Source organism: Marivita sp. S6314, from assembly GCF_023015985.1.
Taxonomy (GTDB): domain Bacteria; phylum Pseudomonadota; class Alphaproteobacteria; order Rhodobacterales; family Rhodobacteraceae; genus Marivita.
Window position 1 is genome coordinate 405,876 of record NZ_JALKAO010000002.1, and the last position, 19,566, is coordinate 425,441.

19 protein-coding genes are annotated in these 19,566 nt (G+C 60.4%); 9 read left to right on the plus strand and 10 right to left on the minus strand.

The window, feature by feature from the left end; genetic code table 11:
• Positions 1 to 55: 55 nt before the first annotated feature.
• Entirely contained in the window at positions 56 to 1,474 is a 1,419-nt protein-coding gene (locus MWU54_RS06490) for an amidase family protein (RefSeq protein WP_247081580.1), read from the plus strand.
• Here MWU54_RS06490 and MWU54_RS06495 read toward each other — a convergent pair.
• Entirely contained in the window at positions 1,449 to 1,892 is a 444-nt protein-coding gene (locus tag MWU54_RS06495; RefSeq protein WP_247081581.1) for a DUF1801 domain-containing protein, read from the minus strand. The genes MWU54_RS06490 and MWU54_RS06495 overlap by 26 nt on opposite strands.
• A 68-nt stretch (positions 1,893 to 1,960) precedes the next feature.
• On the minus strand, positions 1,961 to 3,841 hold the full coding sequence (locus MWU54_RS06500; protein ID WP_247081582.1) for an acyl-CoA synthetase: 1,881 nt from the start codon (positions 3,839 to 3,841) through the stop codon (positions 1,961 to 1,963).
• 301 nt (positions 3,842 to 4,142) lie between these two features.
• Between MWU54_RS06500 and ugpC the strand changes: the two genes are divergently transcribed.
• The 6 genes from ugpC (at position 4,143) to MWU54_RS06530 (ending at position 10,669) form a co-directional block, all read left to right on the plus strand.
• Positions 4,143 to 5,195 carry a sn-glycerol-3-phosphate ABC transporter ATP-binding protein UgpC gene (gene ugpC / locus MWU54_RS06505; RefSeq protein WP_247081583.1) on the plus strand — a complete coding sequence of 351 codons (1,053 nt, stop codon included), beginning with the start codon at positions 4,143 to 4,145 and terminating at the stop codon, positions 5,193 to 5,195.
• Between the two features lie 81 nt (positions 5,196 to 5,276).
• Complete coding sequence (locus tag MWU54_RS06510) at positions 5,277 to 6,518, plus strand: extracellular solute-binding protein (protein ID WP_247081584.1); 1,242 nt, start codon at positions 5,277 to 5,279, stop codon at positions 6,516 to 6,518.
• Positions 6,519 to 6,593: 75 nt separating this feature from the next.
• Entirely contained in the window at positions 6,594 to 7,616 is a 1,023-nt protein-coding gene (locus tag MWU54_RS06515) for a sugar ABC transporter permease (protein WP_247081585.1), read from the plus strand.
• Positions 7,617 to 7,629: 13 nt separating this feature from the next.
• On the plus strand, positions 7,630 to 8,511 hold the full coding sequence (locus tag MWU54_RS06520; RefSeq protein WP_247081586.1) for a carbohydrate ABC transporter permease: 882 nt from the start codon (positions 7,630 to 7,632) through the stop codon (positions 8,509 to 8,511).
• A gap of 171 nt (positions 8,512 to 8,682) precedes the next feature.
• Positions 8,683 to 9,699, plus strand: coding sequence for an ester cyclase (locus MWU54_RS06525; protein ID WP_247081587.1), 1,017 nt, complete (start codon positions 8,683 to 8,685; stop codon positions 9,697 to 9,699).
• The gene (locus MWU54_RS06530; protein ID WP_247081588.1) at positions 9,686 to 10,669 is read left to right on the plus strand and encodes an ester cyclase; all 984 of its coding nucleotides are present in this window, start codon (positions 9,686 to 9,688) and stop codon (positions 10,667 to 10,669) included. Before MWU54_RS06525 ends, MWU54_RS06530 begins: the two co-directional genes overlap by 14 nt.
• A 68-nt stretch (positions 10,670 to 10,737) precedes the next feature.
• On the opposite strand, the gene MWU54_RS06535 is transcribed toward MWU54_RS06530, so the two are convergent.
• From MWU54_RS06535 to MWU54_RS06545, 3 genes are read right to left on the minus strand one after another with little or no spacing between them, the layout of a single operon-like run.
• The gene (locus tag MWU54_RS06535; protein WP_247081589.1) at positions 10,738 to 12,123 is read right to left on the minus strand and encodes an FAD-linked oxidase C-terminal domain-containing protein; all 1,386 of its coding nucleotides are present in this window, start codon (positions 12,121 to 12,123) and stop codon (positions 10,738 to 10,740) included.
• A gap of 60 nt (positions 12,124 to 12,183) precedes the next feature.
• Positions 12,184 to 12,849 (minus strand): SOS response-associated peptidase, encoded by a 666-nt coding sequence (locus MWU54_RS06540; protein WP_247081590.1) that lies wholly within the window; start codon positions 12,847 to 12,849, stop codon positions 12,184 to 12,186.
• A 44-nt stretch (positions 12,850 to 12,893) separates the two neighbouring features.
• Positions 12,894 to 14,453 (minus strand): bifunctional metallophosphatase/5'-nucleotidase, encoded by a 1,560-nt coding sequence (locus tag MWU54_RS06545; RefSeq protein ID WP_247081591.1) that lies wholly within the window; start codon positions 14,451 to 14,453, stop codon positions 12,894 to 12,896.
• A gap of 177 nt (positions 14,454 to 14,630) precedes the next feature.
• Here MWU54_RS06545 and MWU54_RS06550 point away from each other — a divergent pair, with 177 nt between their 5' ends.
• Together MWU54_RS06550 and MWU54_RS06555 are read left to right on the plus strand one after the other, a co-directional pair.
• Positions 14,631 to 14,969: a DUF952 domain-containing protein gene (locus MWU54_RS06550; protein WP_247081592.1), complete on the plus strand. Its 339-nt coding sequence runs from the start codon at positions 14,631 to 14,633 to the stop codon at positions 14,967 to 14,969.
• The gene (locus MWU54_RS06555; protein WP_247081593.1) at positions 14,966 to 16,012 is read left to right on the plus strand and encodes a quinone-dependent dihydroorotate dehydrogenase; all 1,047 of its coding nucleotides are present in this window, start codon (positions 14,966 to 14,968) and stop codon (positions 16,010 to 16,012) included. The genes MWU54_RS06550 and MWU54_RS06555 overlap by 4 nt, the downstream gene beginning before the upstream one ends.
• Before the next feature lie 96 nt (positions 16,013 to 16,108).
• Here the strand turns inward: MWU54_RS06555 and MWU54_RS06560 are convergent, their stop codons facing one another.
• The 5 genes from MWU54_RS06560 to menC form a co-directional block, all read right to left on the minus strand.
• Positions 16,109 to 16,765 carry a phosphoribosylanthranilate isomerase gene (locus tag MWU54_RS06560; protein WP_247081594.1) on the minus strand — a complete coding sequence of 219 codons (657 nt, stop codon included), beginning with the start codon at positions 16,763 to 16,765 and terminating at the stop codon, positions 16,109 to 16,111.
• Positions 16,766 to 16,774: 9 nt separating this feature from the next.
• Positions 16,775 to 17,125: a LapA family protein gene (locus MWU54_RS06565; RefSeq protein ID WP_247081595.1), complete on the minus strand. Its 351-nt coding sequence runs from the start codon at positions 17,123 to 17,125 to the stop codon at positions 16,775 to 16,777.
• Positions 17,126 to 17,132: 7 nt separating this feature from the next.
• Positions 17,133 to 17,414, minus strand: coding sequence for an integration host factor subunit beta (ihfB, locus tag MWU54_RS06570; RefSeq protein ID WP_247081596.1), 282 nt, complete (start codon positions 17,412 to 17,414; stop codon positions 17,133 to 17,135).
• Between the two features lie 275 nt (positions 17,415 to 17,689).
• The gene (locus MWU54_RS06575) at positions 17,690 to 18,421 is read right to left on the minus strand and encodes a GNAT family N-acetyltransferase (RefSeq protein ID WP_247081597.1); all 732 of its coding nucleotides are present in this window, start codon (positions 18,419 to 18,421) and stop codon (positions 17,690 to 17,692) included.
• The gene (menC, locus tag MWU54_RS06580; protein WP_247081598.1) at positions 18,418 to 19,554 is read right to left on the minus strand and encodes an o-succinylbenzoate synthase; all 1,137 of its coding nucleotides are present in this window, start codon (positions 19,552 to 19,554) and stop codon (positions 18,418 to 18,420) included. The genes MWU54_RS06575 and menC overlap by 4 nt, the downstream gene beginning before the upstream one ends.
• Positions 19,555 to 19,566: the final 12 nt, after the last annotated feature.

Sequence of the window (19,566 nt, forward strand, 5' to 3'; positions counted from 1 at the left end):
TGCACTTGGCCCTGCCTTTGGCCATGGTCGCAGCCTCAAATAGACGAGGTGAGACATGCGCCCAGACACAGTGTTTTCCGGCCCCGAGCTTTGCCAAAAATCCGCGCGTGAGGTGATCGCGCTTTTGCGCAAAGGGGACGTTTCAACCGCAGAGTTGATCGACGCGAGCCTTGCGCGCATGGATCAGGTGGAACCTGACGTGAACGCGGTGGTCACGCGGTGCCCGGACCGGGCAAGCGCTGCCAAACCATCACCTGACACGCAATTGGCCGGTCTTCCCATCGGCATCAAGGATCTTAACCCGGTCGAAGGCGTGCGCACGACCTTTGGCACCAAGGGGCATGCCAACCACATCCCGGATGCCTCTGACCCGTTGGTGACCCGGCTGGAAGACCGGGGCGGCGTGGTGCTGGGCAAGACCAACACGCCGGAACTGGGCGCGGGGGCCAACACGTTTAATGCGGTTTTCGGCGCAACGCGGAACCCGTGGAACACCGCGCTGAACGCCGCCGGATCGTCCGGGGGCGCAGCCGTCTCGCTGGCGACCGGAGAGCTGTGGCTCAGCCACGGGTCGGACTTTGGCGGCAGCCTGCGCAGCCCCGCGAATTACTGCGGTATCGTGGGATTGCGCCCGTCGCCCGGCATCGCGGGGGGCAGTTCGGCGCATCTTGGCTTTCTCACGGGCGGTGTCGATGGCCCGATGGCACGCGACGTTCTGGATTGCGCGCTGTTTCTGGATGCGATGGCGGGGTACGACCGCAGATGGCCGATTTCCTTCCCCGCGCCCGATGTGCCGTATTTCGAGACGGCACAACGCGATGCAGGAGAGGTCCGGATCGGGTTTTCGACCGACCTCAACGGCTTTGGCGCAATCACACCCGAGATCGAAGGTGTCCTGCGGGACGCGATGGACAGCCTGCGCCTGCCCAATGTCACGGTCGAGGAAACCTGCCCCGACCTGCCGCGCCTGAACGAAGCGTTCCGCGCAATCCGGTGCATGTCCTTCCTTGGCAGCTACCAGATCACCCCACCCGAAATCGCACAGCATTACAAACCCACGATCATGGGCAATGTCGCGGATGCCGAAGCGATGACCTTTGCAGATTACGTGCAATCAGAACGGGATCGCTCGGCGCTTTATAATTCCATGCTCGGGTTCTTTGATACGTTCGATGTCTTGGCCTGCCCGGTCAACGGCCTTGCCCCCCTGCCCGTTGAAATCGAGTACCCAACCGAAGTTGCAGGCCGCAAGATGACCGACTATATCGAGTGGCTGCATTTTGCGTTCCTGGCCTCGGTGACCGGCCTGCCCGCGCTGTCCTTGCCGGTTGGGTTCACGCCAAGCGGCATGCCCGTTGGCATCCAGTTGATCGGCCCACCACGGGGAGAAGGCCGTTTGTTGCAAGTCGCGCATCATCTGGAACAAGCGCTCAATCTGCCGGTGACCGTTATCGACCCGCGCCCGCCGGTTTGATCCGGTAGGTCAAGGCGGATCGCATGATCTGGCGCAGCGCCGCGTCGGGCCATGCGCCATCCGTCGGCAACAACACGGCGCGGTTGCCGTCGAAATCGAAACTGTCCGAAAAGACATCGCGGGCCTGCGACATGACAGTGGTCTGGCAATGCGTGTAAAGTGCTACGCCGCCGGTCTTGGGCACGCCGATGCGCAAGGGTGTTCCGGTTTTCGGCGACATCGCCTCGAACGATGGCTGGCCCCATTTCAACGTCTCGGTGATCGGCCCGACACCGTCTGTGTTCGCCGCTACATCAAGGATCATTTCGCGCAGCGCCCTGAGCGCGCCTTGCACATCCTCCGGATGGGCCGCCAAAGCGGCCTCGACATCTGGCGGTGGGGTCGAAACCTGGGACATACAGATCAGCGTCACAGACATGACCGTAACAGGTCAAGCCCTAACGCCCGCCAACTCGTCTCAGGTTCTCAACAATCCCCTCGGTTGGATCAGGCCGCCTCTTCCCACCGGTTTGCGAAGTTGCCAAGTACTTTGGCCACGTCGTCGGTTTGCGCCCCCTGCAAATCCACCTGCGCCACCAGTCCGCGTGTCTTGTCGTCGATGACGCTCACAACGCGGGCCGGCAGGCCATCTTTCTCAAGCGCGTCATTGAAGACCCGCGTGATGGCATGTTTGCGCAGGTCCGGCTTGAACACTTTACCAACGGCGGTCTTTGGCAGCTCATCCAGAATGGTCATATGCTTGGGCAGCGCAGCGCGTTCATGGACATGCACCTTGCAATGGTCCAGCAGTTCCTGCTCGGTCACCGATGCGCCCTCGACCAGTTCCACGAATGCGCAGGGCAGTTCGCCCGCATGCGCGTCCGGCTGGCCAATCGCCCCCGCGAAAGCCACGGCAGGGTGTCCCTGCAACGCCTCCTCGATCTCGGCGGGGTCAATGTTGTGCCCACCGCGAATGATCAGGTCTTTCGCCCGGCCGGTGATCCAAAGATACCCATCCGCATCCACGCGCCCCAGATCGCCGGTCCGCAAATGGGTGCCGTAGTGGAATAAATCCACGTTCTTGGCAGCCTCGGTATAGGTGTGGCCGGCATAAACCCCGGGGTTGGACACGCAAATCTCGCCGATTTCATCCACCGCGCATTCGGTGACTGTGCCGTCCTTGGAGGACAGAATTTTCACATCCGTATACGGAAACGGAATGCCCACTGACCCGACTTTCTTCAACCCGTCGGGCGGGTTGCAAGATACAAGGCAGGTGGCTTCGGTCAGGCCATACCCTTCGACAACGCGCACACCACAGGCGGTTTCAAACCGGTTGAACAATTCCAGCGGCAAAGGCGAGGATCCGGAAAACGCGGTTTTGATCGAGGAAATATCCGCATCCACCGGACGTTGCATCAGCGCAGACATGGCTGTTGGCACGGTGATGACAAAGGTGGTTTTCCAGCGCTCGCAGAGCTTCCAGAAATTGTCGAAAACCCCATCGCCCCGGTACCCCTGCGGCGTCGGGAACACCGTATGCGCGCCGGACACCACCGACGCCATAAGTATGACGTGGCAGGCAAAAACATGGAACAATGGCAAGGGGCACATGATGCTGTCTTGTTCGTTGAACAGCAAACGATGGCCAAGCCAGCCATTGTAAATCAGCCCGGAATAGCGGTGCTGCGCAACCTTTGGCATGCCAGTCGTGCCACCGGTGTGGAAATAAGCCGCCACGCGGTCGCCGGTGCTGTCGGGGAAATCAAGCGTCGTGTTCTGCTTTTTCAGTTCCGCGGCAAAGCTAAGAACATCTGCATGATGGCCACCGGGGTTCTTCGGGCGGACCAGCGGAACAATCCAGGATTTCGGCGGTGTCAGATACCGGTTGAGGTCAACCTCCAGCACGGTTTGCACCTTGGGCGCATGACGACAGGCTTCGGCAACCTTCTGCGGCACGTCTGTCTTGGGAAAGGCTTTCAGCGTCACCACCACCTTGGCCTCGGTCTCGCGCAGGATGGCGGCGATCTGTTCGGGCTCCAGCAATGGATTGATCGGGTTCACGATGCCCGCAATGGCCCCGCCCAATAATGTCAGCGTGGTTTCGTTCGTGTTCGGCAGAACATAGGCGACAACGTCATTTTCGCCGATTCCCAGACTGCGAAAGAGATTCGCCGCCTGCACGGTTTTGGACAGCAACTCGGACCACGACAGCGTTTCAGCCTTGTCGGTGGGTCCCGACAGCAATTGATAACTGACCGCTGGACGATCCGGGAACGCCGTGGCTGTTTTGTTCAGTTGACCGTACAACGTGGCTGGCACATCGCGGTCTTCCCACGGCATTTCGTTTTCGATGGCGTCGCGATCTTCAAAGCTCGCAAAGGTCATGGCTGTCCTCCCAATGTCACGCATTCCCTGCGTTTTCCGTCCCTGGCTGCAGTGTTTAGCCGACAATTCAGCTTAACAGACCAGTACGACGCTACGACACTCCTCAATGACGCAGCGTCGATCGACCGTTTTTTGACGCACCGGTCCGCCGCGCCGCCCCGGCCCAATCCGCAAAATCCGCTTTGCAAAGCCTCGAAAATTATTTTTGCACACGTTTGCAAAGAATTCTTGCCAAACGGAAACCGCTGTGGCTTGCTGACCAAGTCTAACGCAAAAGACGCGCGCTGCGCAGGGGGACAGGATGGCCGAGATCCAGCTCAGGAACGTCAACAAACGCTGGGGTTCGTTTGTTGGGGTGGACAATTTTAACCTGACCATCGCCGACAAAGAGTTCCTTGTCCTGCTGGGACCATCTGGCTGTGGCAAGACCACGACGATGCGGATGATCGCGGGTCTGGAAGATATCACGGATGGCGAGATTGCGATTGACGGCAAAGTCGTCAACAACCTTGATCCCAAGGATCGCGACGTTGCGATGGTGTTCCAATCCTACGCCCTTTACCCGAACATGAACGTCTACGAGAACATCCGTTTCCCGCTGCGGGTGCGCGGGATCGACAGCGCGACCCATGATGAACGCGTGCGCCGGGCCAGCCGCATGGTGGAACTGGACGAATTCCTGCACCGCAAACCTGCGGAACTCTCTGGTGGACAACGCCAGCGCGTGGCCCTTGCCCGTGCCATCGTGCGCGAACCCAACGTGTTCCTGATGGACGAACCGCTGTCGAACCTCGACGCCAAACTGCGCGTGTCGACCCGGGCACAGATCAAGAACCTGAGCCACGAACTGGCCGTCACCACGATCTACGTGACGCATGACCAGATCGAGGCGATGACCCTCGCGGACCGCGTTGTGGTGATGCAGAAGGGTGTGGTGCAACAGGTCGGCAGCCCGACCGAAATCTACGACCGCCCGGCCAATGCCTTTGTCGCCAGCTTCATCGGCAACCCGGCGATGAACCTGATCGACGGGCAGATCCGCGGCGGCACTTTCGAAACCGACAAAACGTCAGTCCCGGGCCTGTCGGCCCCGGATGGAGCGGTGACGCTTGGCTTCCGGGCCGAGGACGCATCGCTTGCCGAAGACGGACAGGGCCAGATCACCGCCCCTATCTACACGCTTGAACTTCTGGGGGACGCCACAATGATTTCCGTGCGGATCGGTCAAGCCTTGGTGGCCGTCAAGGCCGACAAAACCTTCCGCGCCGAAATCGGAGACATGGTGTCCATCCACGTCCCCGCTGACATCTGCCACGTGTTCGACACGAAAACAGGCGCGCGGATCGACGACTGACCACACAGAAATTCCCGGACAACCGGGATACAGCGGTGCGGGCTTGCAAGACGCACCCGAACACACAGGGAGACCAAAATAATGAACCTCAAAAAAATTTTGATGGCGGGCTCGTTCCTCGTCACGGCGAGTGCAACGACCGCGATGGCAGCCGATTGCGGCATCTCGGAAGGCCGTCTCAGCATTGTCGGCAACGAATTCCCGGCGATCCAGACCGTGGGGGCCGCGGCGCAGTCTTGCGATGGTCTGACGGAGGCCAAAGCAAACCTGACTGCGGACCACCAGAAGATCAATCTGGCGGGGATGCAGGGCGATCCGGCGGAATACACAACGGCGATCGTGGCGAACTCGTCCATCGTGGCGCTGATCAACGAAGACGTCATCCGCCCGCTGGATGATCTTATTGCGGCGCACGGTCAGAACATTCCGAAAAACCAGCTGATCACCATCAACGGCAACGTGATGGCGGTGGCGTTTATGGCGAACGCGCAGCATCTGCTCTATCGCAAGGACATTCTGGACCAGATCGGCATAGAGCCACCCAAGTCCTACGAGGACATGCTGGCAGCGGCCAAGATGATCCGCGAGCAGGGGATCCTCGCAAACCCGCTGGGCGGGCCCTACGCGGCGGGATGGAACCTCGCGCAGGAATTCACCAACATGTATCTTGGGCATGGCGGGTCGTTCTACGAGCCCGGAACAGCCAATGTTTCGATCAACAACGAACAGGGTGTCGCAACGCTTGAGATGCTCAAGGCGCTGTCGGAATACATGAACCCTGACTACCTCACCCACGATTCCAACGCGACAAGCGCGGAATGGGAAGCGGGCAATGTTGCGCTGATGCACATGTGGGGGTCCCGCTCGGGTCGTCTCATGGACGCCGAAGGCTCCACGCCGCAAGTCTACGAAAACACGATGGTTGGCGCGCCACTGACCGTCGGCGGTGGCGACAAACCGGCATCGACACTGTGGTGGGATGGCTGGACCATCGCCAAGAACATCAGTGACGAAGACGCGGAAGCCACGTTCAAGGCCATGTCTCATGCCATCAGCCCTGCGATCCTGAATGACGAGACGATGGGCCAGGCGGTCTGGATGATCGAAGGCTACACACCCGCTGCCGTAAATGACGGCGTGTTTGCAGCGATCTCGATGGGCACCACGCCCTACCCGATGCTGCCCCAGCACGGCCTTCTGCACACAGCGCTTGGCGACAACATCGCGGATTTCCTGCAGGGCAAGGAAAGCGCGGAACAGACATTGGCAGACATCGAAGCGGCCTACATCGCTGCTGCCAAGGAAAAAGGCTTCGTGAACTAAGCCGACAGGAACAGGGGCGGCACGGGCCGCCCCTGTTTGTTTTGATCCGTTTTTTGCAAGCTCGCAGGTGATCCCATGAAACACACCGCTTTCTTCTGGTTTACGCTTCCGTCCGCCGCCGCGATGCTTTTGTTCATTTTCTTTCCAACCGTGTCCATCATCGTTCAATCGTTCCACGTTGCGCATGAACAGGTGATCATCGAGGTCGAAAACTGCGGCCCGTTCGGCTGTACAACCGCCACCGCCATTGACCAGGAAGCGACCGCCGAACTGCGCGAAGCGGAACCTTTGGGGCAGTTTGCCGGGCTCGACGTTTACAAAGACCGCAACCACTTGGCGGTGAACGAATTTGCCCAACTCTGGGCGGACCGGGAAAGCCTGGGCGGCTTTGTCAGCGATCTGATGAACCTGCCGTTCTACAAGGCGCTTGGATTTACGCTCACCTACACGTTTATCGTCACGCCCCTTACGATTGTGTTCGGTTTTATCATCGCCGTCGCGGTGAACAGCGCCGCGCGGACGCTGCGCGGACCTCTGATCTTTTTCACGCTGCTGCCGAACATCGTGACACCCCTCATCGGTGGCCTGATCCTGTTCTGGATGGTCGACGCGCGCGGCGTGATTGGCACGGCGCTCAGATGGCTGGCGGATGATCCCGGCCTGTCGGTCAAGGCCGACACCGGCCTGATGTGGAGCATGCTGATGGTGTACGGTGTGTGGTCCTCCGCCCCGTTTGCCTTCATCGTCTACTACGCAGGCCTGCAAACGGTCAGCCAGGACACGCTGGAAGCCGCCCGCATCGACGGGGCGACCCGCTGGCAACAGATCCGGCACGTGGTGATCCCGCATCTGCTGCCTTTGACCACGTTCATTGCGCTGATCCAGTTGATGGACAACTTCCGGGTCTTCGAACCGATCATCAGTTTCAACGCGCAAGCGCACGCAACCTCGCTCAGTTGGGCCATCTTCAACGACTTGGGAGGGGAGACACAGCAATTGTCATCGGCAGCGGCCACCTCGGTGCTGACGGTGATTGGCGTGGCCATTCTTTTGTCACCGGTCCTTGTGCGGACCTATCGCAGCTACGGCAAAGCTTAAGGGGACGAGATACATGGCAAGCAAAGCACAAAAACGTCCCCTCGCCCTTCAGATCGTTCTGATCGCGACGCTGGTCATTTGGATGATCGCCGCCGCCTTCCCGTTCTTCTGGACGCTCTGGGGCTCGTTCAAAGTTGAGGCGGATTTCTTCTCGCTCACGAACTGGACCAACTCTCTGACCGGCGAACGCACGATTGCCGAAACCGGGGATGCGTTCACCGGTCAGGGCTATTACGGTGCCTGGGTACAGGAAGAGTTCTGGCGCGCGGCGTGGAATTCCACGCTGGTCTGCCTCTTTGTGGTGTCGGTCTCTTTGACACTGGGCACGCTGGGGGGCTACGCCCTCGCCCGCTCCACCTATCGCTACGCGTTCTGGTTCCTGCTCATCGCGCTGATCTTCCGGGCGCTGCCGCCAATCACGCTGGTGTCAGGCTACCTACCGGTGTTTTTCGATCTGAACATCTGGGGGTATCTGCCAACCGCGATCATCGTGCTCGTGGCGATCAATCAGCCCTTCACGCTGTGGATGTTGCATTCGTTCTTCAAGAACATCCCGTCCGAGTTGGACGAATCCGCGATGGTGGACGGCTGCACGCGCTTTCAGGCATTCCGTCACGTGATCATCCCGGTCATGTGGCCCGGTGTGATCACCACAGGTCTCTTCAGCTTCCTGCTGGCCTATAACGATTTTGCCGTGACGGCGATGATCCTCGACAAACAGAACCAGACCATGGTGCCCAAGATCGCATCCTTCCTTGGCACAACGCAGACCAAGGGCAACGTGATGTTCGCGGTCGCGGCCGTTGTCTCGACAACCGCGCCACTGTTCTTGCTGATCATGTTCTTCCAGCGCCAGATCGTGTCCGGCCTGACCGCAGGCGCGGTGAAAGGCTAGACGCATGGGGCGGATATGTGCGGCGGCTCTCAAGGCAAAGGCGTTGACCAATCGCCTGCGCCTCAGCGCCAGCCGCGCACGTCGTCCGGGGCGCATTCCGTTTGCTGTCACGCGGGCCGGTCCAAGCAAGGGCTGATCTCCCTGTCCCTTGCACTTTGACCGGAGGCCATGATGTCTCAGACCCAACACCCGACCCTGCGCGCCAACAAAGCCGCGCTCAAACGCTATTGCGATGCGTATCGGCATCCCGAGGCCACGCGCTTTGCCGATGCAGTGCACGGCTATTACGCCGAAGACGCCAAGATCAACATCGTGCATCCGTTTAACGAAATCACCGGCACACAGGCTTATGTGGATCGCTTTCTCGACTCGCTCCATGACGCGTTCGAGCACCTATATCGCACCGACTACATCGCGTTTGGCGGTGCCTACGAGGGGACCGACTGGGTCACCTGCACCGGTTACTATACCGGCCATTTTGCCCGTCCGTGGCTTGGCATTCAGCCAACAAACGCGCTGGCCTATCTACGTTTCGGAGAGTTTCACCGGATGGAAAACGGCAAGGCCGTTGAAAGCTACATCTTCCTCGACATTCCCGAACTGATGATTGCGGCCAACCAGTGGCCGATCACCGACACCCCCGGACGCGACCGGGGATACACGGGTTACCTGCCCGGCCCCGCCCGACCAGACGGTTTGATCTGGCACGAAACAGACCCGGCACGGTCGCAAAGCTCGTACCAGTTGGTCACGGAGATGCTTGGCAAGCTGGCCACCGAAGACGAGGCCTGGCGACCGTATTGGCACCAACACATGATGTGGTACGGCCCGGCGGCGTTTGGCAGCTTTGTCGGCATTGAAAACTTCGCGGGTTTTCAGGTCACCTTCGAGGGGGCATTCTCGGAATGGATCGGCGGATCGAAACCGGGCAGCATGACAAAGCACTTCACCCGTTTCGGAGATGGCGACTACGTCTGCTCCGGCGGTTGGCCGTCCTTGAACTGTGTGCAGGTCAAACCGTTTCTGGGCCAACCTCCCGAGTGGCAACGCCTGTTCATGCGTGTCTGTGACTGGTGGCGTCGGGAAGACGATCTGCTGACCGAGAACTGGGTCTTTGTCGACATCCCGCATGTGCTTTTGCAGATGGGGCGGGATCTTTTTGCGGAGCTTGGCCATGAAGGGATTTGATCCACGGTTTCGTGATTTCCCGGATTTCATTCTTGGATGCACCAAGGACATCTGGGAAGATCGCGGGCTGCACACGCTGCACCAATATTACGCCGACGACATCGTGCTGCGCATGCCGCTTGGGATCTATCGCGGCAATGCGGGTGTGATTGCCAAAACCATGGGCACATTGGTCGAATTTCCAGATCGCGAACTTCTGGGCGAAGACGTGATCTGGAGCGGGACACCCGAAGACGGGATGCTGTCGTCGCACCGGGTTTATACCACGGGCACCCATCTGGGCCCCGGCCCCTTCGGTGATCCCACCGGCAAACGCATCACGTTTCGCGCCATTGCGGATTGCTACGCCAAGGACAACACGATCTCGGATGAATGGCTGGTGCGCGACTATGGCGGCGTGGTGCGCCAGATGGGATGGTCGCCCCGCGATGCCGCGGCCCGCCTGATCGCACAGGAGGGCGGACAGGAGCGCGCGTCCCGCCCGTTCACCCCGGCACAAAACATCGACGGCCCCTATAACGGGCGCGGCAATACATCAGACTGGGGCGAACACTATGCCGAAACCCTGTCGCGGATCATGGCGGCCGATTTCACCGTGATCCCAGAGACCTATGACCGCGCCATCGCCGCCGAATACCCCGGCCTGACATCCGTGCGTGGCTGGGCCGAGGTGGACGCGTTCTGGCTGGGCCTGCGCGCGGCGTTCCCGAACGCGACCTTCCGGATCGACCATATGATCGGCCGCGAGGATCCCTCCATGCCGCCCCGCGCCGCGCTCCGCTGGAGCCTGCACGGACGGCACGACGGATGGGGCGCGTTTGGCGCGCCAACCGGGGCGGATGTCTATGTTATGGGGATGGCCCACGCCGAATACGGCGCGCTGGTTGCCTCGGACCCACGGATCCGGCGGGAATTCGTGCTCTATGACGAGGTCGCGGTCTGGAAGCAGATATTGCTGCACACCGGCTGATGCCGGACTGCGACCGTTTCCGTTGACGGAAACGACCCGATGCGTCATCGCATCGGGCCACCGCCCAATCAGTTCAACGTCACCAATTTGCCCGGGTTCATGATGTTGTCCGGGTCCACCGCGCGTTTCAGCGTGCTCATCAGCCCGTACGCCGCGCCATGCTCCTGCGACAGGTATTTGCGCTTGCCCAACCCGATGCCGTGCTCGCCGCTCACCGTGCCGCCAAATTCAAGCGCCAGCATGTTCACCTGCTCAGACACCTGCTTTGCCCGGGTCATATCGTCGTCGCTCTTGGGATCGACCAGCAACAAAAGATGGAAATTCCCGTCTCCAACATGCCCGACCAGCGGGGCCAGCAGGCCAGATGCGGCCACGATCTCCTTGGTTTTGGAAATGCACTCTGCCAGCGCAGAAATCGGCACGCAGCAATCGGTCACAACCCCTTCGGCTCCTTTGCGCAACGCCTTGCCAGCGTAATACGCCTCGTGCCGTGCTTTCCACAGGCGGTTGCGATCCTCGGTCTTGCTGGCCCAGGCGAAATCCGATCCCCCGTTTTCCGACACCAGCGCCGAGAAACTCTCGACCTGTTCCGCAACACCGGCTTCCGTGCCGTGAAATTCAAGAAACAGATGTGGTGTTTCCGGCATCACCATATCGGGGTTGTAGATGTTCATCCCTTTCATCTGCATTTCGTCCAGCAACTCAATCCGCGCCATCGGAAGACCCATCTGGATCGCCAGGATCACCGTGTCGACAGCAGACGCGATATCGGGAAAGGCACAGGTCGCCGCCGCGATATGTTCAGGCTGGCCATGCAGTTTCACCGTCAGTTTGGTGATGATCCCCAACGTACCTTCAGAGCCGACGAACAGATGGGTCAGATCATATCCCGACGCCGATTTCCGCGCGCGATTGCCGGTTTGAATGATCTGCCCATCGGGCAACACGACCTCCAGCGCCAGAACATTGTCCGCCATTGTCCCATAGCGCACGGTGTTCGTCCCCGACGCCCGGGTCGCCGCCATGCCGCCCAGCGTGGCGTCCGCACCGGGATCGACCGTGAACATCAACCCGGTTGATCGCAATGCCGTATTCAACTGCGTGCGGGTCACACCCGGCTCCACAACCGCATCCAGATCGCTTTCATGTATGTCCAGAACCTTGTTCATGCGGCTGGTATCAATCGTAATACCGCCGTGCACCGGAACGATATGGCCCTCCAAGGACGACCCGATCCCATAGGGCACAACCGGGCATTTGTGCTGCGAGCACAAGCGCAGAATGGCCGAAACCTCTTCGGTTGTTTCGGGAAAGGCCACCGCATCCGGGCGTGCGGGCGTTGTGTAGGCCTCGTCCTGGCTGTGCTGATCGCGGATCGGAAGGCTTGTGGACAGGCGCTCTCCCAAAAGGTCGCGCAGCGCGATCACTGTGGCTTCGATATTGGCAGATGGCATGTCGATCCTCCCGGTTGTTGCACAGGGTTTAGACCGAAGTTTCGCACCGCGAAACCCATGTCATGGCTCCAGCGGTTCAATCAGGTCCGGTCCCGCCGCGCGGTTCGAATTGACCTTTGGATTCACACGGTAAAAGGCCATTGCATCTTCGTCTGCCGCCGTCATCAGCGTCGCTGCGCCATGTCCGGCCTCCCCCAGCCAAAGCGCCCACTGGTCTTCATTTAATGTCACGGGCTGGCGGTGATGGATCGCTGACATCTTAGGATTGGCTTGCGTCGTCACGATGGCGCAGGTCCGGTGGGTCACGCCATCGCGCTCCCAATCCTGCCAAACCCCGGCGAACGCCAACAAAGAACCGCGCGTTGGATGGATATACCACGGCAAGCGCTTGCCTTCGGGATCCTTTGTCCATTCGTAAAATCCCGTTGCCGGGATCAGACACCGCCGCGCGCGGCACGCCGCTTTGAAGGCAGGCTTTTCGGCAATCGTCTCGGCCCGCGCATTGATCAAAAGCGGCCCGCCGTTTTCGGCCTTGTACCAATGCGGCAGGAACCCCCAGCGCATCGCCACCAAGCGGCGTTGCCCGTCGATCACATGCACCGCATGCACCTGATTGGTCGGGCAGATGTTGTAATTGGGGATGTCCGGCAAAGCGTTTGACGGCGCGGCGGCGAACAGCTGCGCCATGGCGTCATGCGGCAATGTCAGGGCAAAACGTCCACACATAGACAGTATGCAGGTCGGACCAAAAGGCCCGACCTGCCGGTTGTTTACTTCTTCAACGTGATCCGGCCATCGGTATATGGCTGGTAGGGCGCATTCTCGGCCAGGTATTCGGCCGTGACATCCGCCAGGTCCGGGCCAAAGTCATAGGCGTTCATCGCGTCGCGGAACATCTTGTAGCCGTCGCCACCATTGCGCACGTAGTTGTTCGAGACCGCGCCATAGACCCGGTCCATTTCGACAGCTGCGCCACCGATCATGACATCCGAAATCCGGCTTCCCGGCTCTTGCGTCAGATCAGCGGTAAAGGTCATGCCCGCAACCTGCGGGAAACGCCCGGCACCATCCTCGACCTGGCTGACCCCGTTTTCCAACGCTTCGACAAGCTGCGCCCCGGTCACCTGAAAGGTCGACAAGGTGTTCTGGAACGGCAAAACGGTCAGGACTTCGCCCATGGTCACATCACCGGCGTCAATCGAGGCGCGCAAACCACCGCTATTGGCAATCGCCACCTCGACCCCTTGATCAGCGACACGCGCCAGCATGGCATCAGCCACAAGATTGCCCATCGCGCATTCCATCGCGCGACAGACCGACCGGTCCCCCTCGATCGCTTCTGCGGCGGAGGCGACAACGCGATTGCGGATCTCCTCAAGCGGGGCAGCCGCTTCGGTGATCCGCGCCTTGACACCCGCATCCTCGGCCACCGCCGCATCCATGATGATCGGTGCGCCTACCGCTTCGGTCAGGTTGCCCTCATCGTCAAATGTGACGTTCAATTCACCAAGGAACTTGCCATAGGCATAGGCCTGCACGATCGCCGTGTTGCCCACCATCGTCGGGTACGGACCCACCGCGCGCTCCATGTCGCCCAGCAACGTGTTCGAATGCCCGCCGACAATGACGTCTACACCGGTCGTGTTCTCGGCAACCCGGATATCCGTGTTGTAGCCAGAGTGGCTCAGCACCACGATCTTGTTCACGCCTTCCGCGGTCAGGCGGTCCACCTCGCCCTGCACCGCCTCAACAGGATCGGTAAAGATCACGTTCGGACCAGGCGACGCCAATTCATCGGTGTCCTGAGGCGTCAGGCCAATCAGACCGATCTTCTCACCCCCCTGTTCGATCACGACCGATTTCTGGATCGCGTCACTCAGCAGCGGCTCGCCGGAAATATCGGCGTTCGACATCAGAACCGGAAACTCGACGGAATCGACAAACCCGCGCAGAACTTCGGGGCCATCGTCGAATTCGTGGTTGCCCACGGTCATCGCCGTATAGCCCATCTGGTTCATCATCTCGGCAGCCAGCTTGCCCTTGTAGTAGGTGTAAAACAGCGTGCCCTGGAACTGGTCGCCCCCATCCACGAGGATGTGGTTGTTGGTCCGCGCCTTGGCATCGCTGATCGCCGTCATCAAACGCGCAGAGCCGCCAAAGCACTCGCCTGCGGTGTTGTCTTCGGCGGAACAGCCGGAATCATACTTGCTGATCGGCTCGAACCGCGCGTGGAAATCGTTGGTGTGCAGGATCGTGAGCGAATAATCAGCCTGCGCCACGCCCGCGCTCAACGCCAATGCAGCAGCACTTGTGAGTAGTTTATATGTCATGGAACCCTCTCTGTCGGTCGGTTTTTATGGGATGATCGTGGTCCCTCTGTTGCAGAGAGTCAAAGGCACAGTTGCGTCACCTGCACCACGCATCGCACAAAGGCGCTCTGCAAAGCCGGGTTGATGCAGCATGTTGGCGACTTGACCCCATCCCTTCAACGCGGCAACAGGACAGGCATGATCATATACAAACTCCTTCGTGCCGATGAATGGGCTGCGCTGCAAACCCAGGGCGAAACCACGGGCGCGCCGATTGATGTGGCTGACGGCTATATCCATTTCTCCACCGCAGAGCAGGTGCGCGAAACCGCGACCAAGCACTTTGCAGGCGAAGAGGATCTGATGCTGCTGGCCTATGACGATGCGACGATCACCGGTGACCTGCGCTGGGAGCCATCACGCGGCGGCGCGCTGTTTCCGCACCTCTACGCACCGCTGCGCTTCGCGGATATGATCTGGGCGAAACCGCTGCCGCTGGGCGCATCCGGCCACGTTTTCCCGGACGACATGGCATGAGCGCGCTGGAACGCGCCGGGCTGGGCCTGCTGCACCGGCTTGATCCCGAAACGGCACATGGCCTGGCCTTGCGGGCCTTGCAGCTTGGCCTGGCACCAACCGCTGGCACCGTGACCGGCGCGCGGCTGCGCACCGACATCGCGGGGCTGACGCTGGCCAATCCGGTGGGTTTGGCCGCCGGGTTCGACAAGAACGCCATCGCCCTGCGCCCCCTGTCGCGGGCGGGGTTCGGGTTTCTCGAAGTCGGTGCCGCCACCCCCCGCCCCCAACCGGGCAACCCCAAACCGCGCCTGTTTCGCCTGACCGAAGACCGGGCCGTGATCAACCGGTTTGGCTTCAACAATGATGGCATGGACAGCATTGCCGCCCGACTTCAGGACCGGCCACGCGACGCCGTAATCGGGTTGAACCTTGGCGCAAACAAAGACAGCGACAACCGCGCTGCCGATTTCGCAACGGTTCTGACAACCTGCGGTCCGCATATCGACTTTGCCACCGTCAATGTTAGCTCTCCGAACACCGAAAAACTGCGCGACCTTCAGGGCAAAGAGGCCCTGTCGGCGCTGCTGGCCGGCGTGATGGACGCGCGCGCAGCGCTAGGAACACCCCTCCCGGTGTTCCTCAAGATCGCGCCCGACCTATCCGATGCTGAAATCGCAGATGTGGCCGATGTTGCAATCGCCTCGGGAATTGACGGTCTCATTGCCACCAACACGACGCTGGATCGGCATGGATTGACGTCCGCACACGCCCACGAAAAAGGCGGGTTGTCAGGCGTGCCCCTGTTCGAAAAATCTAACCGCGTTCTGGCCCTGCTTTACAGACAAACCGGCGGGCAGCTTCCCATCATCGGCGTTGGCGGGATCGCATCTGCCGAGGACGCCTATGCCAAGATCCGCGCCGGTGCATCTGCCGTGCAGCTATACTCGGCCCTGACCTATCACGGCCTGAGCCTCGTGCCAGAGATCGCGCGCGGCCTCGATACGCTGCTTGAACGGGACGGGTATGCGTCCGTCGCCGACGCGGTCGGCATTGACACCTGACGACATCTTCCTCTTGCCGGAAATACCTCGGGTGTCCGGGGGCAGCGCCCCCGCATTTTCCGCCAACGGAATATGCCGGACGCGGTGACGCGTCCGCTAGCGCAGGGATGGCACCTGTAGTGCCTGTACGAAATCCCGGATCAGCTCGGCATCCTTGACCCCCGGCGCAGATTCCACGCCGGACGACACATCCACTTGCCGTGCGCCCGTCAACGCGACCGCGTCGGCTACGTTGTCAGGCGTCAATCCACCCGCCAGCATCCACGGCACGGACCAACGCCGCGCTGAAATCAGCCGCCAGTCAAACGATACGCCATTGCCCCCCGGCAAAGTGGCATTCTTGGGCGGTTTGGCATCTACCAGAAGTTGGTCGGCCACATCCGCGTAAACGTCCAGCGCCGACACATCCTCTGCATCCGCGACGCCCACCGCTTTCATCACCGGCAGCCCGTAGCGCCCGCGCACCTGCGACACGCGTTCGGGGCTTTCGGAACCGTGCAATTGCAACATGTCCAAAGGCACCGCAGCGGTGATGGCATCCAAAAGCGCATCATCCGCGTTCACAACCAAGGCGACCTTGGCAATCCCGACCGGCACGTCAATCGCCAGATCCCGCGCGGTTTCAATCGACACATTGCGCGGGCTTTTGGGAAAGAACACGAACCCGCAATACGCGGCCCCGGCCTCGGCCACAGCAGAGACGTCTTCGGGCCGGGTCAGCCCGCAAATCTTGGTGCGTACTCCAGATGTCATCAGACCGGCTCAGCTGGCCTCGTCCAAAAGCGCAAGAACCTCGTCCTTGTCCTTGTCTCGCTCTGCTTTCGTGCGGCGCAGTTCCCGCTCAAGCTTCTTGACCTCAGCGCGCTTCTGCGCGGCCTCGGCCCGGTGCTTGTGCTCGCGCAGCCATTCCCAGACAAAACCGATCAGCAAACCGGCAATGATGCCGCCAAAGATCACGATGAACATGGGAAGTTCAATCGACCGGTTCATCCCGACCATGTCCGACAGCCCCGAGGGCAACAGTTTGAGTGTCACCATACCCCGATTGGCCAGGGCCACCGACACCAATGCGATGGCCAGCACCGCAAGAAACGCATAGCGAATGTATCGCATCAATCTTTTACTTTCCGTTCAATCTGTCTCGAAGCAGCTTACCGGTCTTAAAGAACGGCACGTGTTTTTCTTCAACCTCAACCGCTTCACCTGTGCGTGGGTTGCGCCCCACGCGCGCATCCCGTTTCTTTACCGAAAACGCGCCGAAGCCGCGCAACTCCACCCGATCTCCGCGCGCCATCGCATTGATGATTTCTTCGAAGATTGTATTCACGATGCGCTCTACATCGCGTTGATACAAATGCGGATTGTCATCGGCAATCTTCTGGATCAATTCCGAGCGTATCATAGTCTCGCATCCCCTTGGTCGAACACGACGGTCTGATGTGTTCTGCGATCAAGTATACGCAGGACCGATGCACACGGAAACCGTCGCGTGAGCGTGATTGGCAGAAAGTTCAGGCAAATGAAGCAGTTCTCGGCGAATTCGCGCCAGCATTTCCGGCGCTTGGCTGCGTTAAGCCGCGTGCACGGCATGTCAGTTGCTGTCCGATTCGGCCTGCCGACGGGCATCTGCGCCTTAGCCTGAGTTCCAGGGTTGCACCTGCTCGCATCCGGTGTCCGCTAGCGCGTCAGCAGGTATTCGTTGCTGTCTGTGTCAAATCCTGTCACGCGATAGCCATCTGCAAAGCCGGTGCCAAGCTCATCGCGCACCCGCAATCGTTCGGAAATTGCGCAGGCCAGATCGTTGCTCAGCATGGCTTCGAAATCATCCGGAATCCGCACGCGCAAAACCTGACCGCCGTCCATGGCAGGCGCGCGCGGCGTCGCCCCTTCAGCGCGCGCAACGACGCCGGGCGCGGTCAGGTGCCAGTCTGCCATCAGCCTGTCGGACGGAACACCCGCGTTGATGCCCTCCATCTGACCGTAGTAATCTTCCAGATAAGTGCTGCACTCCGCCCCTAGGCGCGCAATGTTCAGGCCCGCATTGATGCGGCGCAGCGGGTCATAGGTCCACCGCACGCGGGTGATCCCGCGCGCAAGACACCAATCGCGCTGAAACCACTTGAGCTTGATGCCAAGGCCCATGCCGCGACTATCGGGATGGACGGCCAGACGATGCGAGTGCTGCGCCGCTGGATCGCTTGTCGGAAATCCGAAAATGAACCCCAGCATCCGGTCGCCGACAAAGGCCCCGGCCACAAGTCCGCCTTCGTGCTGGATGGCCAGCAGGATATCGGAATTGTCGGGCGGATCATCCTCGCCCCAGACCTGCCGCTGGAAGGCTTCGGCATATTTCAATTCGCTGACACCCGCCAGTTCACGCAGGACCGGAGGTTCTTGCGGATCCCTCATGCGCGCACCTCTTCGGTCTGGAGCGTCACGGTTTCAAGGTAATCACGGTCAAGGGTGACCCCGATCCCCGGCCCATGCGTCGGGACCCGCATCTCACCGTTTGTCGCCTCCAGCGGTTCGTTGACGATATCGCGCTGAAAATACCGGCTGGAGCTGGAGGTATCCCCCGGCTTGGTGAAATTCGCGAGCGTCGCCAGATGGATATTATGGGCACGTCCAATCCCCGATTCCAGCATCCCGCCGCACCAGACCGGCGCGCCAAAGGCCGCGCTGATATCATGGATCGACCGCGCCGCCGCAAAGCCACCGACGCGGCCAACCTTGATGTTGATCACACGGGTCGCGCGGGCCTCCAATGCCTTGCGCGCATCCACAGGCGTCCGAATGCTTTCATCAAGACAGACGGCTGTTTTCAAAGCGGCCTGCACTTGTGCGTGATCGTGAATGTCATCAAAGGCCAGCGGTTGTTCGATGTAATCCAGCCCGAACGCATCCAGATCGCGCAGCGTTGGCAGGTCAACAAGACCATAATCCGTGTTGGCGTCCACGGTCAGCTTGATGTCGGGAAACGTCTCGCGCACGGCGCGCACAAGCGCCACATCATGCCCTTGCGCGATCTTCAGCTTGGTGCGTTTGTAGCCCTGCTCCACCGCCTCTGCGACACGCTCCAGCGTTTTCTCGATGGGGGCGATGCCAAGGCTGACGCCCACATCCACGGCATCGCGCACTCCTCCGAAGGCGGATTTGAGAGGGATGTTCAGGCTTTTCGCCCAAAGATCCCAGAACGCCATTTCGACCACGGCCTTGGCCATGCGATTGCCGCGCCAAGGATCAAGAATCGCGGCCAGTTCGTACGGCGACGCAAATCGTTTGCCCACGATCTGAGGCAACAGCACATCGCGCAAGAACGCGATCGCCCCCGGCACGGTTTCTTCCAGGTAATCCGGTGCCGGATCCATGACGCCTTCGGCAATCCCTTCCAGACCGTCGCCTTTCAACACCAGCAACGGAAAGGTCTTTCCCGTCATCGTGCCGGTCGAAATGACAAAGGGCGTCAGCAACGGAAGGCTGACGATGCGAAGCTCTGCGGCGTCGATCAGGATGCCGGATCGGGGGTCGGAAGGGGGCGTCATGGGCGGTCTTTC

Bases quoted from the DNA above. Each gene is read 5' to 3' on its own strand.
- MWU54_RS06555 (WP_247081593.1), top strand. From the start codon at position 14,966: ATGAGCGCGCTGGAACGCGCCGGGCTGGGCCTGCTGCACCGGCTTGAT.
- MWU54_RS06565 (WP_247081595.1), bottom strand. From the start codon at position 17,125: ATGCGATACATTCGCTATGCGTTTCTTGCGGTGCTGGCCATCGCATTG.
- MWU54_RS06515 (WP_247081585.1), top strand. From the start codon at position 6,594: ATGAAACACACCGCTTTCTTCTGGTTTACGCTTCCGTCCGCCGCCGCG.
- MWU54_RS06545 (WP_247081591.1), bottom strand. From the start codon at position 14,453: ATGACATATAAACTACTCACAAGTGCTGCTGCATTGGCGTTGAGCGCG.
- MWU54_RS06520 (WP_247081586.1), top strand. From the start codon at position 7,630: ATGGCAAGCAAAGCACAAAAACGTCCCCTCGCCCTTCAGATCGTTCTG.
- MWU54_RS06560 (WP_247081594.1), bottom strand. From the start codon at position 16,765: ATGACATCTGGAGTACGCACCAAGATTTGCGGGCTGACCCGGCCCGAA.
- MWU54_RS06550 (WP_247081592.1), top strand. From the start codon at position 14,631: ATGATCATATACAAACTCCTTCGTGCCGATGAATGGGCTGCGCTGCAA.
- menC (WP_247081598.1), bottom strand. From the start codon at position 19,554: ATGACGCCCCCTTCCGACCCCCGATCCGGCATCCTGATCGACGCCGCA.
- MWU54_RS06530 (WP_247081588.1), top strand. From the start codon at position 9,686: ATGAAGGGATTTGATCCACGGTTTCGTGATTTCCCGGATTTCATTCTT.
- MWU54_RS06510 (WP_247081584.1), top strand. From the start codon at position 5,277: ATGAACCTCAAAAAAATTTTGATGGCGGGCTCGTTCCTCGTCACGGCG.
- ugpC (WP_247081583.1), top strand. From the start codon at position 4,143: ATGGCCGAGATCCAGCTCAGGAACGTCAACAAACGCTGGGGTTCGTTT.
- MWU54_RS06500 (WP_247081582.1), bottom strand. From the start codon at position 3,841: ATGACCTTTGCGAGCTTTGAAGATCGCGACGCCATCGAAAACGAAATG.
- MWU54_RS06575 (WP_247081597.1), bottom strand. From the start codon at position 18,421: ATGAGGGATCCGCAAGAACCTCCGGTCCTGCGTGAACTGGCGGGTGTC.
- MWU54_RS06495 (WP_247081581.1), bottom strand. From the start codon at position 1,892: ATGTCTGTGACGCTGATCTGTATGTCCCAGGTTTCGACCCCACCGCCA.
- ihfB (WP_247081596.1), bottom strand. From the start codon at position 17,414: ATGATACGCTCGGAATTGATCCAGAAGATTGCCGATGACAATCCGCAT.
- MWU54_RS06535 (WP_247081589.1), bottom strand. From the start codon at position 12,123: ATGCCATCTGCCAATATCGAAGCCACAGTGATCGCGCTGCGCGACCTT.
- MWU54_RS06490 (WP_247081580.1), top strand. From the start codon at position 56: ATGCGCCCAGACACAGTGTTTTCCGGCCCCGAGCTTTGCCAAAAATCC.
- MWU54_RS06525 (WP_247081587.1), top strand. From the start codon at position 8,683: ATGTCTCAGACCCAACACCCGACCCTGCGCGCCAACAAAGCCGCGCTC.
- MWU54_RS06540 (WP_247081590.1), bottom strand. From the start codon at position 12,849: ATGTGTGGACGTTTTGCCCTGACATTGCCGCATGACGCCATGGCGCAG.